The sequence below is a fragment of the Clostridium porci genome (assembly GCF_009696375.1).
Classification (GTDB): domain Bacteria; phylum Bacillota; class Clostridia; order Lachnospirales; family Lachnospiraceae; genus Enterocloster; species Enterocloster porci.
The window spans coordinates 51,164-67,571 of record NZ_VUMD01000017.1; the positions used below are offsets into that span (position 1 = coordinate 51,164).

Sequence of the window (16,408 nt, forward strand, 5' to 3'; positions counted from 1 at the left end):
GGAAATACCAAAATGTTTCCGGTAGAGAATATTTCCGTAGGAAGTATCATGTAGTATCATAATTGGTAAAGAAAATATGAAAGAAATGGAGAGAGGAACATGAAAAAAATCGCATATCTTTTTATAACACTCTGTATGTCCCTTGCAATCTTTGGATCCACTGCCTTCGCAAGAGATATTCAACTCGATGACGAGGAATCAGCAAATGACGTATTCGTCACAATATCAGCCATCGTACCGGAAGGATTTGATGAAAGAATAGAAGTCTACTTAAATCATTCCCCACATCCCCTGACAAAAGACTATCAATACTCAATGGAAATCCCATTAAACAAAGAACTGGTATATGACATTGTTGTGTTGTCGTCTACGGATGTGGAAGATAGATATGAATTTTCTGCCCCATCAACGCTTAATCCTGCCGAAACAAAAACCCTGACGATTCAGGTGACAGAACGTCCAATGGACGCATTAGATTTTGATGAAACAGAAGACTTCAGTGGAGTCACAGAAATTACTGATCTTGATTTAACCCCACTGCAATATGATTTCTCTCATGGACAGGAAAGTGGTATCATACATATTTCCATGAAAGATTACGGTGTGTTTGATACCGTCACTTACCGTCTTGTAGGAGACGAAATCTATGATATTACACTGGACAGCGAACATGCTTTTCAGGCAGATGTGAAACTTCCTACAGGATCTTATTATGAAAGCTCCACAATGTCATATACGTTCCATGACTGGGTGCCAGAGAATAATTTGAAATTTGCGTTAGAACATGCAGGTCAAATGGGAAACTTTGGCAAATATTATGATGTGACTGCCGGAGGAGAAACTACAATCAGCGATTTAGTCATCTATATGGTTCAAGGAAGCAATTCCATGGAAGTGAATGCCAACATCATCAATGATTCCGTTGTTGTAGAGGAAAGTTTGGCGATACAGCAGGAGCATGAAAAGCAAGAGTTAGAATCAGCATTTCCTGAGTTAACAGAAACCATTGCAGAAACCGAAACCATTGCGGCTGCCCAAGAAATAGAAGTGGATTCGATCAGCATGATGAGTCTCATCTTGGCCATTGGTGGCATGATTGCAGGATGCTGCATGATCGTTGTCATCCTATATTGGATCAGAAAGAAAAGACAAGAATAAAATCAGGTGTTATTCATTGTAACAGTTGACTATGAGGTCATGTTCAAAGGCATCGCATTATGCGGTGCCTTTTTGGTACCCCAAAGTCAAAATGCTAATATTAGCGTTTCACACACGACATCTCCTTGCATAATTTTCTCACAACACAACAGGAGGAATGATGTTATGGCAAAACAAATTTTACAAATCGAGTCCATACACTCTGCACAGGCGTTTGCAGCAAAATTTAAGCACAATTATCGCATTGGCAATGTGCCAAATGCAGATCCAAGCCGCATGCATCAAAATGAACAGATCATTCGGCTGCCGGTAGGCGAAACCTACAACAGCTTTTTTGAAAAACGAGTGATGGCTCTACCATATTATGAAACTCATAAAATCAGAAAGAATGCCACTCAAGGTTGGGAAATCATGATGTCTTTCGGTACCAACGACCTGCCACCAAATTTTTCCATCAAACAGTGGACAGAACAATCAAAGCGATTTTTGGAAGATCAGTTTGGTAAGGAGAATATTGCATCCGCCGTGCTTCACATGGATGAGGGAACCCCTCACATTCATGCGGTGGTAATCCCAGTCAAAGATGGGAAGTTAAGTGCCAGGGCCTTTATTAAAGATCGTCAGGAAATGCGTGATTTACATACCAAATATCACGAATACACAAAGGAGTGTGGATTAGAACCGGAAAATCGATACATGCAGATTGACCACACAAAAGTGGGGAAATTTTATGCGAACATCAATCTTGCACTCGAAAAGTCGTTGCCAGGTCCAGAAGCAGGGGAAAGTATCTCAGAATATGCCAAGCGTGCCAATGAATTTTATCAGAACCAGTCACTACGCACATTTCATATCGAACATCAAGCAAAACAGTTAGCGAAAGAAAAGGATGCCTTAGAGAAAGCGAACAAAACAATCGAAGAGCGGACTGCAAAAGATTATCAACAGCAAATTGATGCCATTATGAAAGAGATCGGCAACGTCCAAAATGCAAAACATGCCATCCAGTATCGGGATTCTTTGCAGCAGGCCATTGAGTGGACAAGAGAACAGGATCCGGAAATGGCAGAGAGCATTGAACAGATTATCTCGAATATGCAATACAAATACAATCGAGCAGTGCAAAATCAGGATTTGGAAGTGTAACTGCAACACCTACACCAGATGAAGCGGGAACGTCCCGCTTTTCTGATTTTTGCAAAAAATTTTGCATAATTAAGAAAATTCAAAGGAGGATTTTTTATGATTAAAAAGTCATGCGTAAGACATATTGCCCCAATCCTTTGTGTGGGGCTGCTTTGTACACCAGCATATGCGACGGAAACACAGGAAACAGAAAGAATTTCCGTATCAGAAGAAATGGATATGGTACAGCGAAATGCTGTGGAGGAATCTATGAAGGATCAGACGGCGGTGCCGGAAAATGAAGGTACAGACACCAATCAGGAAATGGAGTCTGTGGCGGAATCGACAGAAGATAGTTTGGAAGAAAGCACTTCTGAAGCACAGGAGACAACCGAAGAAGCTACCATCAACACTATTGCTGCGGACCCAGCAGAGACCGGCATCAATGAAACAGCGCCAGAAGACAGTGTCGATGAAACAATGCTGGAAACCACCGAAAGCACAGAGGGAGAAACTGATTCCGACCTCATTTCTGTGATTGAAAGTGAATCCGGAGTAGATGCAGATGGGTTTGTGACGATGAATATCTCAGCTGCAGAGAATGTCACGTTGCCAGTCACAGTGACCATGAAGGACAAGAGCGGAGCATTTTCGTTCACAGTCAGCTATCAGAATCAGCCGGTCAAAATTAAACCTGGCAGCTACCATATTACCAAAGTAGTAGATGGCGAAAATAAGGAGCTGGCCAATGGTGCAAACCTCGTGATCCCGGAGGAAAATGGAGAGGTGTATTTGGATTTTACCAAACCGGCAGAAGAAAATAATAGTCTGTTTTCTCAGTTTGCGATCACCAATCTGTTCTTCCTTCCAATCGCTTTCCTTTTATTTCTGGCATACAAATGGTGGTTAAAACACAATTAAACCTTCGTTTTTCATATCCGCAACATTCTCTTTTCGACCATAAGAGAGTGGTGCGGTATGCTATGGGTAATGTAAATACTCATTGACCATACAGGAAATTATCACATCAAAGAGAGGATAGTACATTGAAGTATTTATTTATTGCGGAGAAACCAACCGTAATGAATGCGGTAAAAGAGACGTACCAAAAGCACAAAACAGAAATCATCTCAAAAATTGGTGAGATTGAATTTACTGCTTTGGCTGGTCACGTATGCCGTTGGTTGGAGCCAGATGAGTACCCTCAATGGAAAGGGTTAAAATGGGCAGAAACAGATCTACCAATGATCCCGGATCCATTTGTGGTCTCATATATTCCAGAAAAAGTTGAAATTATCAAACGCATCAAAAATCTTCTGCAGCAGACCAAGTTCGACGGCATTATTGTTGGAACGGACTCTGATACAGAAGGTAATGGCATTTTTTATTTGCTGAGAGAATTTCTCAAACTGCCTTCAATGCGAACGCTGCGATATTTTGAAAGCACCTTAACCGATAAGGACATTTTGCGTTCTCTGTTTCAGATGACAGATTTTGACCGGAATCCCAGGGACGTACAGATGACTGAATCTTATTTGGTACGATCCCATGGAGACTGGATTGTTGGTATGAATGCCACCAGAGCATTGACTGTTAAAACAGGAGAAAAGATGCGTGTAGGGCGAGTAAAGGCTCCTACATTAAAATTGGTGTACGACAACTCCAAAGCGATTGATGAATTCGTCCCGCATTCGGATTATCTGATTAAAGCTATTTATGCAGAAGGATTTACTGGATATTATTACAGCAAAGAAGGTCCGATTGCATATGAAACGCAAAAAGAGGCGGAAGACTTCATTCGCTCCATGCAAAGTCCGAAAACTGCAACGGTACTTGACATTCAACGAAAAAACGTCAAGACAGAGGCACCGAAACTTTATAAGCTGGCAACGATTCAGTCAGAAGCGGGTACAAAATACAACTACACCCCGCAAAAGACACTGGATCTAATTCAGTCTTTATATGAAAAGAAACTTGTGTCTTACCCGAGAACGAACGGAGAATTTGTTTCAAGCCAAAAGGCCCTCGAATTTCCAATGCTTTTGGAATCTGTTCGCACCCTTCCAGATCTGGCCCCGTTTGTCGAGCATATCACAGCTGCAGACATCAAACGAACACAGCAGAATCCACGTATTGTCAACGACAAGGAAGTGCAGAAAGAATCTCATGATGCTTTGCTGCCAACAGAGAAAAAGCCGGATCTTGCTGCTTTAAGCCAGGATGAGATCAATATTTACGATATGATCTGCCGGCGTTTACTTGGGCATTTCCTGCCAGTGTTAATCGAAGAAAAGGTGATCCTCCTGGCAGACATTGCGGGTTTGATCTTTAAGTCAAACGGCACCTCCCTGGTACAAAAGGGATGGACGGAATTGTATAACCGAAAAACCAAAGGAGAAGTGATCCCAGCCTCTGTTGTAAAAAACACCGCTTTATCGATTGCACAAATCGAACCGCACGAAAAGAAAAGCGTGCCGCCAAAACGCCTGACAGAAGCATCGTTAGTCGAAGTTATGGAACATATTTCAAAATACATTTCAGATAAAGCATTGCGTGCCACCATGAATGCCGCTGAGGGAATCGGACAACCCTCCACACGCGGTACAATTATCTCAGAACTCATTCGTTCTGGATATATGGAATCACGCACAAAGGCGAACCAGCTATTTATTACCGACATGGGAAAACGCTACATTGAATCTCTGAAGGATTTTACCATCACAGATCCAATTCAGGCCGCTGAATGGGAAACTATGTTCCAAGGTGTCCGAAATGGTACCATTAACTACCATGATGCGGAACGTCAATTCCACACCTATATCACGGATTTTGTTCGTGGCGTAGAGGCAATGAATATCCAGTCGGTATCACGGTTTCAGACGTATGAGAAGCATCCATGCCCATATTGCGGAAAGAAAATCCTAAAACTCAAATGGGGTTATGCCTGCGAAGACAGCAGAAACGGCTGCGGTTTTAAGGTTTCCAATTTCGACGGAAAGGTGAAAGACAGCGATATGGATGCACTATTGACCAAAGGTGTCACGCGTACCATCAAAAATATCGCCGTATCCGCAAAAACAGGAAAGGCATATGATGCCAAAATCAGACTGGAAGCAAAAGGATCTGCTCATGCTACGAAGTTTGAATTCGATTCTCAACCAAGTACGACAGCATATTCCTGCCCATATTGTCAAAAACCCATCACAACTACATCGTGGGGATTTGCTTGTGAAGATTACAAAAAGGGCTGCAATTTTTCAGTGTCGAATTTTAACGGGAAACTCAAGGAAAAGGATTTAAAGGACCTGATTGAGAAAAAGGAAACCAGACTCATTAAAGCCATCGGAAAATCCAAAAGCAGCGGCAACCCCTATGATGCCAGCGTTACATTAAATCCAAAGGGCTCTCAATATGTAACGGGCCTTAAATTTGCAAAGTCATAACGGAGGAGAAGAACTATGACCGAAAACATCAAAAGTCTTGTACAGACATTAAATGAAACCGATAACCCAAACAGCAATCAGCTCGCAGAGCTGATTGACATGTTTGCACAGGGAGACGAGGCGGCCAGCCGAGCGATGGTCAAGGAAGCGGAAGAAGTAATCAGCTGCATTTTTGATGCAGATACCATTCGTAAAATGGACGGAACGCTCGTTGACCATGATGTTGCCGCCCTGATGCAGTTTTCGAAAGTCGTAAAAAACTACGAAGCGATTGGTATGTATCAGGTACAGCTGGATAAATCAGAGCTGCTTATTCAGGTCATGGAAGTGACCATGAAGGATAATCGTTGCATTCATTTTGCAAACATTTTACAGCGCCCGATTACAAATGAAGAAGAAAAGGAGAGACAGAATCATGGGAAAGCCAATTAAGTTAAATGTGAACGCAGATTTTAAGGAAAAAGGAGCAAACAACATTGATATTGCATGCGATGACGCCATCATTATTTTTTCCAATGTAGATGGTGCTGTTATGGATGCAGGAAAAGATGGGGAAGGCTCTTTGACCCGGCAGACCAGTGCATATTGCGTTGGGTTTACCTCACAGCCAGAGATGATGACCAGGCTGTCCCAGGGCATTTTTCCTTTGATCATGCAATCTGATGATCAGAAGATCAATCAGTATAACCTGGTCAACTTGCTGCAGTTTTTAATCGTCAACGGTGGCTTAGAGAAAGATGCAAAACTGTATGTAAGCGAGAAGTTAATCGGCAATACAGGAGGTGATCAATCATGAAACATGTAAAATTTGCCCTTTGTGCAGCCGCAGCAATCATGTGTCTATCCTTAGCAGGCTGTAAGAAACAGGAAGAAGTGGGACCGGTCGAGGAAACTCTGACCGCGATCACATTAGATCAGTTGGTACCGGGGAATTTCTATGTAAAATCAGGAGATTCCTATTACCTGCTGCCAGTCGAAGATGCAAACTTTGATGCGAAGGAATATGAGGCCACCAATGGCAGTATGAATGGAATGACGAACTCGGATGACAATCGACTGCTGAATTTCACATTGAAGGATTCTGCCATCCCTACGCTTTACAAAAATGATCAGCTGATCTATGTGGCTGATGGCACGGTCGCCGAATTTCGTTGGGAACGCTTTAAGGATTATGGTTATTCAATCGGGTTATCCGGTCTGGACGTCAGTTCTTCCGGAAAAATCAAATCCGGGACAAACACATCGGTAGCTGCCAATGCAAATATCCAGATCGGCATCGGATCCATGGCTCTTCCAGCAGGTTCGGATTTAACCATTGATAAAATCAATGGCACTGCAATCAGCAGCCAGTATGTCAATGATGCCGGAGTTGTAACCGGCATGAGTAAAGATGCCACAGCGAAGATTGACTTCTACGTTGGAACAACCCCAGCGCCGGTAACGACAGTGGCAGATACGAGATATTTTAAGTCCTTTGAACTTTATCAGACCACAAAATATTCTCTCTCCACAGATGGATATGCTGTTGTAGAAGTGCCGTCTTATTTTAAGAGCGGATATTACCTCTTAAATAACACCGGCTTTGTGAAATTTCTGAACGTGGACCGTGGTATTGATGAGAGTGGCATTGATTTGTCCACGCCATATTATTATAAGGGAAGCGACGGAAAGACCTTGACGTTTTACGAGTGGCAGGAAGCAAACGGCATCGTATCGGCCGGTAATAACCCGACGCAGCCGACCACAGAACAAATTGATGCTGAAACCTTTGCTGAGAAGCAAAAGATCATGATTGATTCTACGCAGGCTGAAATGAATATCACAGTCGCCTATAGATACATCAATGATGAAACAAGAGCGGACGCAAGTAAAAACGGCAAATTCCCAAGAGTCTTACTGATGGATCCGATGGGAGATGCACAACGACTGGCAGAGAATGACAGTCTGACATATGGCTCTGGAAACAAGGACGGCTATACTTACTTAACTCATACGGTTACAGGACCGGTAGCGGGAGAGTGGTACCTGCTTTACGAGAATTTCGAAAACACCTATAAGTCTGTTGAGGTCCAAATCAACAGCGGCAACGCTACCAGCTATCTGCACAACTCGTCTCATGGCGGTCTTTCGATTTATTATGACGCATCACCAAATGCACATGATTTCACCATCACTTGGGAGAATGCGGATCGTGCAGCGCAGGAATTAAAAATGACAGCGCCGGATGGCACCGTATATTCCAAGGAAACAACCCCTGGCAATATCATGACCGATGAATACGGTAAATTTGTCATCAAGGTTCCAAATCTCTTAGCTGGTATGTATAAATTCGAACTGCGTGGTGAGAAACTCGGAAGGGTTTGGGTAAACTGTACGGAATCCGTTGCGTTAAACCCTGAAATGCCACCAGAGACGGTAGAAAATACCGAGTCTGTACCGGCCGCTGAAGGCGAAGCAGAGTCGCCAGCAGCATAAGAAAAATAATCCAAAAAGCAACCCGTCCAATGTGATTGGGTTGCTTTATTTTTTTTGCAAAAATATGCATATCCCTTCCCATAATTTTGTGGCAAAAAAATTTAGGAGGAATATGAGATGTTATTATCATCGAAAATTGCGGCAATTGCTTTAGCTGTTGGTTTTTTATGCTCATCCACTTGCTACGCCGCCAGCACAACAGAAATTTTAAACAACATGTCCATGACAGACGGTACAATTGAAAGTGCTAATAATACCCTGTACTTCTTCGAGCGAAATCCTGGACGCATTACCTTTACCGATAATGGCTATACCGGTGCCTATTACTCAGACCAAAAGGATCATCTGTTTTGTGTAAAAAATGGTGTATCAGTCAAGTTTACACCGGAATATCTGAGCAAGTGGCAAAGCGAACGTGCAAACACTGGCGTCGAAGCTGCAAAGCAATTAGAGCAGGCGGCTAAGGATTTCTTATACGCTTATGAAAACAAAGTTGGATATGATCAGGCTTTTTATCACACCAATGACATCAGAGAGGTTTTTGTATTTGAAGCCATGATCTCAGAGGCGCTCTCCAATACATTACTTTCGGCCAGACAGGGAAATATCATCGATGTTGATTGCGATGACAGCACCCCGGATTCGTTCACAATCAAAATGAATTCCGCGACAAAAGTGGAAAAATTTCGTCACGAGATTGCTGTAACAAATCAAGTCTTAAATGAATGTGATGCCTTGGTTAGCTCGATTCTGAATCCATTCGAAAAGATAAAGCAGATCAATAATTTTGTAACCAAGAAACTGACATACAATAGCGAGAAGGTGGACAAGGGCTATGGCGCATTGGAAGCACATTCCGATATTGATGCTCTGTGCTATGGTACAGGTACTGTTTGTGCCGGTTATTGCAATCTTTTTCAGTTGTTATGTGAACGCTATGGAATCCAGACTGAAAACGTAGAAAACGATCCAAATTCGGAAGGCTACCATGCTTGGAGTGCCAATCTTATCGACGGAAATTAGTATTTTACCGATACGACCTGGAATGAGAATTGGGATAATTATTTCCTGCTTTTATCGGAAGGAGAAATGGCAGCACGCTACGCTGAAGCAGAACAAATGTCGCAGTGATAATAAAAAGGAGTCGTGTAGGACTCCTTTTTTATTTTAGTGGGAACATTTTGATACCGCGTTCAAATTTTACAATGATACAAGCCATATTTTTCTGAGTCACAATACCTGTACCATATGTTTTATGTGTGACAGTTTTTCCAATCGAAAAGAAGAGCGGAGATCCTTCTAGGAATTCTGATGCATTCGCAATATTTTGCTTACGCTTTGCGTCCAGCTCCTCTTGTTTGAGGCGTTCTGCATACTTATCTGTTTTGATCTCGTGAAGGAACAAAGACGGTTCCACGTCTGTAATTTTCCCTTTCTTCCCCTCTTTCTTGCAGTAATTCAGCAAATATAGCTTTTCCTTTGCCCGCGTCATCGCAACATAGAAGAGACGACGTTCTTCCTCTAATTCGAGACTGGTTTCGGCCTTGCTGCTCGGCATCGTGTTTTTACAACAATCAACGATATACACGATATCCCATTCGAGGCCCTTTGCCCGGTGCATGGTAGCCAGATTCACACCGTTTTCTGACTTGGCTCTTAAAGTCTGGCGATGAGCATACACATGTGCCTGTGCAGCTTTGTACCATTCCTGCGGATTCTGATACTTTATGGATTCCGCCAGAAAGAAATCCAATTTACTGAGCAGCAGAGATTCCTCAATCTCAGCCTTTTCAGCGTAGTCACTGATATAGGCATAATATCCGAGGCGATGCATAATACCTGATACCTGAGAGGACAACGATTGATTTCGTAAAGCCTGAATATGGTAAAACATCTCTAATACCACATCCACGGCCTTTTGCTTGTAATGCGTTTGTTTACTTGCTGCCTGCACCAAGGCATTTTCTGTAAATTCTGTCATGGCCCGGAAGTTCGCTTCTTTCAAATAACGATTCGGGCGATTCAGGATCCGGAGAAAATCATCCATGTTCCAGTTACCATTGATTAAATTCAGGTACGAGAAAATATCACGGAAAATGAAGTGCTCATAGCTGTCTTTGATCGCTTCACCGGCAGAATAGGAGATACCATATTTGGATAATGCAGCAGCCAAATCTTCCAGCTGCAGGTTGGTACGGGCTAAAATAGCGATCTGTTTCGAATCCACTCCGTTTTTCAGCTGTTCGCGAATGGTGTTAACCAGGTATTCCAGCTCATTTTCACGCAGTTCAGAAGTATGCACGATCACTTCTCCCTCACCATCTCTGGCAGCCTTAATGTCCTTTTTGAAACGCTCATTGTTATGCTCAATAAGGTTTTTTGCCATTTGGATGATTTGAGGTCTGGAGCGGTAGTTGGTGTCCATGTGGATCTCATGCACGTTTGGAAAATCCTTTTTGAAATTTAACATGATACCCGGTGTGGCGCCACGGAAACCATAGATCGACTGATCATCATCCCCAACGACACATAAATTACCGTTGTCTCCTGCCAAGAGATATAAAATATCTTTTTGCACGGAGTTTGTGTCCTGATATTCGTCACACATGATATACCGATAGCGATTCTGCAATGCGGAAAGGAGTTTGATATCTGACTGCAATTTTTCACGGCATAAGCAGAGCATATCGTCAAAATCAATGATACCAGAAGTTTGCTTACTGTCTTCGTAGAGTGGGTAAAGTCTAGCAAATTCGTCCGCACTCAGCGTGGCCGGTTTGAAGGACTGCATAGTCACCTCGCTGTTTTTGAAAGCGCTGATATCCATCAAAACATCTTTTGCAGCATATGCAGCAATCGGAATACGAGCCTGTCTCATGCAATCTTTGATCTTACAAAACTGATCTTCTGCGGAAATGATCTTAAGCGGCACATCTGAAGACGCCATCAGAGTCTTCAAGCACAATGAGTGGATGGTACAAAAGGTTGCCGCACAATCCCCATACTGTTTCTGAAAGCGAGCACGCATCTCATTCGCAGCTGCATCCGTAAAAGTCACCATAACAATCGTAGCAGCATCAATGCCTGCGTCGATCATAGCCTTAATTCTTCGGATCATTGTAGTAGTTTTACCGGAACCAGGGCAGCTAATCAGCAGGACCTGGCCATTATGTGTTTGAATCGCTTCTTCCTGAGCGAGATTTTTTTGCATTTGATTACACCCCTTACATACTTAGTTTGTGTCTTTGTATTGTACAAAAGAAATATCCATTTCACAATTTTGGAAGTTTACGGATATGAAAAAGAGTGTTTTTTCTAAGGAAGAAAATTGAGAAAGCGCGGTGAGATCAGACATAAAAAATATGAAAAACTCATATCCGCAATATTTTGATGCTTAACCGCCGCACACTCGTGACTTCAGTCGTGAGTTAGGCGGTAAGGTTTTTGTAAAATGTGGCTTTTTGTTATCCGCAAGTCTCGATTTCTTGTTTGAGATAACAGATTTTGTTACCATTGCTATATCATAATCAGGAAGGAGGCAGTCCGATATGAAGCTGTTTTCTACTTACAGCGTGAAAATCCAACATTACAACCATATCTTTAAGGAAACGGTCTCTTTGTATCGGGCTGCCGTGGACTTCCTGATTGGAGTGTGTCTGGATGAGTGGAGTAACATTATACTCACTGACCAGAAACTGGTCCGTCAGCAGTATGTGGAACACCTGTGTCACCAGACCAAGGATAATCCGGAGGTCAAGTATCCGGCATTTGACCGGAAGTTTTACAAGTTCCCCAGTTACCTAAGACGCAGCGCTATCAGCGAAGCTCTGGGAAAGGTATATTCTTACCAGAGCAATCTGATCAACTGGGAAGCTGAGGATCCAAAAGTCAGAGGCAGAAAGCCGTCTTTCCCGAAAGCCGGCTATGTCTATCCATCTATGTACCGGACGGTCATGTACGAGCAGTCCGGCGATTACGAGATGAAGATCAAAGTCTTTCTCCGCAATACCTGGGACTGGCTGACCGTCCGCGTCCGGAAATCGGACATGGACTATATCAACCACAGATGTACCTCGCGGAAGAAATGTGCTCCAACTTTGCAGAAGCGTGGCAAGGAGTGGTTTCTGGATTTTCCGTTTGAGGAGACAGTGAAGCTCCCTGACACCAATGTATTTAACCAGACAATCCTGGCTGTTGACCTTGGGATTAACGCTGCGGCAACGGTTTCCGTCATGCGTGCAGACGGCACGATCTTAGGCAGACATTTTTGCAGGCTGCCGAAAGAATACGACTCTCTGACGCATGCCATAAACCGGATAAAAAAGGCCCAGCAGCATGGAAACCACAGAACACCAAGACTTTGGGCCAGGGCAAAAGGAATCAACCGGGATATCGCAGTAAAGACAGCGCACTTCATTATGGACGTCGCCGCTCTTTACAATGCCGATGCGATCGCATTTGAACACCTGGACCTTACCGGCAGAAAGCGTGGTTCCAAGAAGCAGCGGCTTCATCTCTGGAGAAGCCAGTATGTCCAGTCTATGGTAACGGATAAAGCACACCGGCTTGGGATGCGTATCAGTCACATCTGTGCTTGGGGAACGAGCCGGCTTGCCTATGACGGAAGCGGCAGGATCCTGCGAGGCAAAGAAGCAGAACTGCCTACCTACAGTCTGTGCCGGTTCCAAAACGGCAAGGTTTACAACTGCGACCTGTCTGCTTCCTATAACATTGGAAGCCGGTATTTCATCAGAGAGAGCTTAAAATCCTTGCCCGCGAGGGAGAGGTTGGCACTTGAGGCAAAAGTCCCTCAGGCGGCTAAGAGAAGCACCTGCACGTGGTCTACGTTAATTAACCTGAATGCGGAGCTTGTGCATGCCGCATAAGTTTCTGAGTTCAGGCTGTATGTGTAGAAACGCAGTTCCCGTCCCCTAAAGGGACTACGAACAGCTTCGGCTGTTTTGATGGGAAGCACGTGACTTTAGTCGTGTGAGGCTTCACTTTTGCATCCAGAGAGTCTAACTAATACAATAGAGGAAAATTCAAACGAGGAGGAAAATATGAGAAAGAGAAATTGGCTGTTGCAGAAAACCACCCCGCCAGAGCCTGACAACACTTTGCTTGAAAAAATCTTAAAAAGAGATGCTCTGTTAAGCGTTTCACAATACAAAATCGATACCAATCCCTTGGCATATGGATCCGAATTTCTTCCGGTCGGAGACATTCCCTTTGTAGAAGCATGGCTTCAGGCCTATTACGGGAAATCCATGACACCAATCGAAGTGCCGGAAGTCTTAAGGACCAAGGAATATTTGGGCCGCAGCTATCTTTTTACAGACTGCGACCGGCTGTCGAGCTATGAACATACATCCATGAAATATTTTGTAAAAAACGTCAGCAAACTTAAAACGTTCAATTCAGCCTTATATGATGGGCGTATCCCGTATCCGTCTACATTACCGGCTGGCCAGTATCTGATTAGTGAATGGGTAAATATTCGGTCAGAATTTCGTGTGTTCGTATATCATGACGAGATTTTAGGAGTTCAGCCATATCTTGGATCGCCTTTGGCGTTTCCAAACCCGCAAAAGATTCTACGGATGGTAGAAGACTACAAAAAAGATGCAAAAAGACCGGGAGCATACACCATGGATGTGGCTGTCATTTGCCAAAAAGACCATACAGTAGATACAGTCATTTTGGAGGTTCATCCGTTTGTCAGCTGCGGACTCTATGGATTTTGTGATCAGGATATTCCCAATATGCTGGAAGAAGGGCTGCGTTACAACATTGAACAATAATGAGGACAAACGATCATAAGCACACATTCATTCTCCCTGAAACGATCACGTAAGTATCCGTTATGAAACACCAACGAGCTTCATCTATGATGAGGCTCGTTTGTTTTTTTTCTAAAACCAATTCTTCCGCATCCAAGGCCATAATTAGACCAAAGCATAGAAACGTGAGTAAGGGAGGTAGTGTCATGACACAAAACACAGTAGTACAGGTAGGACCGGAAATTTTTAAGCAGTTGATTCTCGATGCCGTTATGAAATCGCAGAAGATGATGATGCCGGAGGTAAGAGAGGAACTGACGGCGATTATCTCCAATTACGCCATCGGCCCAATGTGGAAGAATATGACGGACGGAAAGCCAACAGAAAAGACCGGATGGTACTGGATCAAAATTAAGAAAGAGCGACAGTTCGAAAATATCATGCCGGCTAAACGTGTAAACGGCGGGTTCCTTTGCGGACTGTTGCCAAATCATTCAGAAAACTCTAGCAGAAACAGAGTTTACATGATTCCGGATCTGTCTGTGGAGCAGTATGCACCCATTTCCATGCCGGGCTAAACTTCATAATGTTGACACTCCCATAGCTAAAGCAATGGGATTCTTGCTTCCACCACTACTGCATTGACGCATGCTAATGGCATGACAATGGCTTACACAGTGTCCACAAGCGTTGATTATACTGTTTCCGTATGTCCTACGGTACAGTTTCATTGTGTTTATGCTGAAAGCATCTCAAGTCCCTTGTTTAGGATATTGATGCTCGCATTGGTATCCCTGTCATGCACGGTATGGCAATCCGGGCACTCCCATACCCGAACCTTCAGGTCTTTTACCAGTGGATTCCTGTATCCGCAGCAGGAACAAGTCTGACTGCTCGGATACATGGCCGGTACCTTTATAACCGTATTCCCGTACCATAAAGCCTTATAGGAAAGCATATCAAAAAAGCGGCTCCATGATGCAGAAGCGATGTGCTGTGCCAGCTTATGATTACGAATCATATTTCTTACCTTCAGGTCTTCGATGCAGATCGTTTGGTTTTCACGGATCAGCATGGTAGACTGCTGCTGCAAGAAATCATTTCTCTGATTTGTAACCTTTTCATGAACCCGGGCAAGCCTGATACGCTGCTTATTACGGTTATTGGATCCTTTCTGCTTCCTTGACAGTTTGAGCTGCTCACGAATGAGTTTTCTCATTGACTTTTCAAAATACTTCGGATTTGGTACGGTATCCCCGTTGCTGTCTGAGTAGAACGCTTTGATGCCGACATCAATACCGATGCTTTTGCCGCTGTTTTCGATTACTTTCGGCTCAAAGTCCACGTTAAGAACCACGAAATATTTCCCGGTAGGTGTTCTTGTAACAGTCGCATTGTTGATGTGTCCCGTCTCCATAGACTTCCTGACCTTTACATATCCGAGTTTCGGGAGTTTGATATACTTTCCTTCAATCCGGATGCTGTTCCCCTGATTGACAGTCCTGTATGACTGATGAGGGGTGTGCTTAGTTTTAAATGCAGGATGGGAAGCACGTTTCTGAAAGAAGTTTACAAACCCTCTGTCAAGGTCACGCAGGGATTGCTGTAATGCAATAGAATCCACCTCTTTCAGAAAAGCATAGTCCTCACACCGTTTCAGTTCAGTCAGCATGGCAGAGGTCTTGGAGTATCCGATGGGATTGCCGTTTTTATAGGCTTCATCACGCATCGCCAGTCCTTTGTTGTAGATAAGTCTGCAGCAGCCGAGTGTCCGGTCGATCAGGTCCTTTTGTGTTCTGTTTGGGTAGATTCTGAATTTAATACCTTTCTGCATAGATGCTCCTACGGTCTTGTTTTCTGTGTCTCTACATACCATTTGATAGTTTCGGAACTTACATTGCCGGCGGTGCTGACGAAATAGCTGCGTGTCCAAAGACTCGGCATTGCCTTCAACTGTGGGAACTCCTTTCTTAGTTCCACGGAAGTCGCACCCTTGATCTGCTGCATGATGGTCGGAATGCTCATGGCAGGAAGTGCGCTGACAAACATGTGTACATGGTCGATATGACATTCCTGAGACAAAACTTCGATACCGCATTCTTCGCATTTGGCAAGGGTAAGTTCTTTGAATCTGTCCTCAACCTTTGGGATGTTGAATATCTTCCTTCGGTATCTTGGACAAAACACAAAGTGGTAGTTGAGCAGTGATACGGTTGTTTTTGTATGTTTATACTCGTTCTTCATGAGACTATTATACAACAGAGTGTAGATGAATGCAATATATACATCTACGCATAATGAAAAGAAAAGCGGGTTGTCATCCCACGATTAAAATCATGGGTTTTCTCGCCCGGATGTATTATAAGAGCCAACGACCACACTTTCTAAGAGCTGCAGATGCGGCTCTTTTTTTCGTGTTGTGAGAAT

At 43.6% G+C, this 16,408-nt stretch carries 14 protein-coding genes; 11 read left to right on the top strand and 3 right to left on the bottom strand.

Annotated elements, in window-relative coordinates:
• Positions 1-99 precede the first annotated feature (99 nt).
• From FYJ39_RS16135 to FYJ39_RS16170, 8 genes are all read left to right on the top strand, one after another.
• The gene (locus FYJ39_RS16135; protein WP_154473478.1) at positions 100-1,158 is read left to right on the top strand and encodes a hypothetical protein; all 1,059 of its coding nucleotides are present in this window, start codon (positions 100-102) and stop codon (positions 1,156-1,158) included.
• A gap of 165 nt (positions 1,159-1,323) precedes the next feature.
• Positions 1,324-2,304: a MobV family relaxase gene (gene mobV, locus FYJ39_RS16140; RefSeq protein WP_195840463.1), complete on the top strand. Its 981-nt coding sequence runs from the start codon at positions 1,324-1,326 to the stop codon at positions 2,302-2,304.
• A 96-nt stretch (positions 2,305-2,400) separates the two neighbouring features.
• Positions 2,401-3,204, top strand: coding sequence for a hypothetical protein (locus tag FYJ39_RS16145; protein WP_154473480.1), 804 nt, complete (start codon positions 2,401-2,403; stop codon positions 3,202-3,204).
• 125 nt (positions 3,205-3,329) lie between these two features.
• Entirely contained in the window at positions 3,330-5,726 is a 2,397-nt protein-coding gene (locus FYJ39_RS16150; protein ID WP_154473481.1) for a type IA DNA topoisomerase, read from the top strand.
• A 15-nt stretch (positions 5,727-5,741) separates the two neighbouring features.
• Positions 5,742-6,158, top strand: a complete 417-nt coding sequence (locus tag FYJ39_RS16155) for a hypothetical protein (protein WP_154473482.1) — start codon at positions 5,742-5,744, stop codon at positions 6,156-6,158.
• Complete coding sequence (locus FYJ39_RS16160) at positions 6,142-6,522, top strand: hypothetical protein (RefSeq protein ID WP_154473483.1); 381 nt, start codon at positions 6,142-6,144, stop codon at positions 6,520-6,522. Before FYJ39_RS16155 ends, FYJ39_RS16160 begins: the two co-directional genes overlap by 17 nt.
• Positions 6,519-8,201 (top strand): hypothetical protein, encoded by a 1,683-nt coding sequence (locus FYJ39_RS16165; RefSeq protein WP_154473484.1) that lies wholly within the window; start codon positions 6,519-6,521, stop codon positions 8,199-8,201. Before FYJ39_RS16160 ends, FYJ39_RS16165 begins: the two co-directional genes overlap by 4 nt.
• A 117-nt stretch (positions 8,202-8,318) precedes the next feature.
• Complete coding sequence (locus tag FYJ39_RS16170) at positions 8,319-9,224, top strand: transglutaminase domain-containing protein (protein ID WP_154473485.1); 906 nt, start codon at positions 8,319-8,321, stop codon at positions 9,222-9,224.
• Between the two features lie 139 nt (positions 9,225-9,363).
• On the opposite strand, the gene FYJ39_RS16175 is transcribed toward FYJ39_RS16170, so the two are convergent.
• Positions 9,364-11,412 (bottom strand): ATP-dependent helicase, encoded by a 2,049-nt coding sequence (locus tag FYJ39_RS16175; protein WP_154473486.1) that lies wholly within the window; start codon positions 11,410-11,412, stop codon positions 9,364-9,366.
• A 337-nt stretch (positions 11,413-11,749) separates the two neighbouring features.
• Here FYJ39_RS16175 and FYJ39_RS16180 point away from each other — a divergent pair, with 337 nt between their 5' ends.
• The 3 genes from FYJ39_RS16180 (at position 11,750) to FYJ39_RS16190 (ending at position 14,559) form a co-directional block, all read left to right on the top strand.
• Positions 11,750-13,087 (top strand): transposase, encoded by a 1,338-nt coding sequence (locus FYJ39_RS16180; protein WP_154473487.1) that lies wholly within the window; start codon positions 11,750-11,752, stop codon positions 13,085-13,087.
• Positions 13,088-13,261: 174 nt separating this feature from the next.
• On the top strand, positions 13,262-14,002 hold the full coding sequence (locus FYJ39_RS16185; RefSeq protein ID WP_154473488.1) for an ATP-grasp domain-containing protein: 741 nt from the start codon (positions 13,262-13,264) through the stop codon (positions 14,000-14,002).
• 185 nt (positions 14,003-14,187) lie between these two features.
• Positions 14,188-14,559 carry a hypothetical protein gene (locus FYJ39_RS16190; protein ID WP_154473489.1) on the top strand — a complete coding sequence of 124 codons (372 nt, stop codon included), beginning with the start codon at positions 14,188-14,190 and terminating at the stop codon, positions 14,557-14,559.
• A gap of 158 nt (positions 14,560-14,717) precedes the next feature.
• Here the strand turns inward: FYJ39_RS16190 and tnpB are convergent, their stop codons facing one another.
• Together tnpB and tnpA are read right to left on the bottom strand one after the other, a co-directional pair.
• Positions 14,718-15,815 carry an IS200/IS605 family element RNA-guided endonuclease TnpB gene (gene tnpB, locus FYJ39_RS16195; RefSeq protein WP_154473490.1) on the bottom strand — a complete coding sequence of 366 codons (1,098 nt, stop codon included), beginning with the start codon at positions 15,813-15,815 and terminating at the stop codon, positions 14,718-14,720.
• Between the two features lie 8 nt (positions 15,816-15,823).
• Positions 15,824-16,225, bottom strand: coding sequence for an IS200/IS605 family transposase (tnpA, locus tag FYJ39_RS16200; RefSeq protein WP_154473491.1), 402 nt, complete (start codon positions 16,223-16,225; stop codon positions 15,824-15,826).
• Positions 16,226-16,408: the final 183 nt, after the last annotated feature.

Excerpts from the sequence above, each read along its gene's own strand:
- FYJ39_RS16135 (WP_154473478.1), top strand. The coding sequence starts at position 100 with ATGAAAAAAATCGCATATCTTTTTATAACACTCTGTATGTCCCTTGCA.
- mobV (WP_195840463.1), top strand. The coding sequence starts at position 1,324 with ATGGCAAAACAAATTTTACAAATCGAGTCCATACACTCTGCACAGGCG.
- FYJ39_RS16145 (WP_154473480.1), top strand. The coding sequence starts at position 2,401 with ATGATTAAAAAGTCATGCGTAAGACATATTGCCCCAATCCTTTGTGTG.
- FYJ39_RS16155 (WP_154473482.1), top strand. The coding sequence starts at position 5,742 with ATGACCGAAAACATCAAAAGTCTTGTACAGACATTAAATGAAACCGAT.
- FYJ39_RS16160 (WP_154473483.1), top strand. The coding sequence starts at position 6,142 with ATGGGAAAGCCAATTAAGTTAAATGTGAACGCAGATTTTAAGGAAAAA.
- FYJ39_RS16165 (WP_154473484.1), top strand. The coding sequence starts at position 6,519 with ATGAAACATGTAAAATTTGCCCTTTGTGCAGCCGCAGCAATCATGTGT.
- FYJ39_RS16170 (WP_154473485.1), top strand. The coding sequence starts at position 8,319 with ATGTTATTATCATCGAAAATTGCGGCAATTGCTTTAGCTGTTGGTTTT.
- FYJ39_RS16175 (WP_154473486.1), bottom strand. The coding sequence starts at position 11,412 with ATGCAAAAAAATCTCGCTCAGGAAGAAGCGATTCAAACACATAATGGC.
- FYJ39_RS16180 (WP_154473487.1), top strand. The coding sequence starts at position 11,750 with ATGAAGCTGTTTTCTACTTACAGCGTGAAAATCCAACATTACAACCAT.
- FYJ39_RS16185 (WP_154473488.1), top strand. The coding sequence starts at position 13,262 with ATGAGAAAGAGAAATTGGCTGTTGCAGAAAACCACCCCGCCAGAGCCT.
- FYJ39_RS16190 (WP_154473489.1), top strand. The coding sequence starts at position 14,188 with ATGACACAAAACACAGTAGTACAGGTAGGACCGGAAATTTTTAAGCAG.
- tnpB (WP_154473490.1), bottom strand. The coding sequence starts at position 15,815 with ATGCAGAAAGGTATTAAATTCAGAATCTACCCAAACAGAACACAAAAG.
- tnpA (WP_154473491.1), bottom strand. The coding sequence starts at position 16,225 with ATGAAGAACGAGTATAAACATACAAAAACAACCGTATCACTGCTCAAC.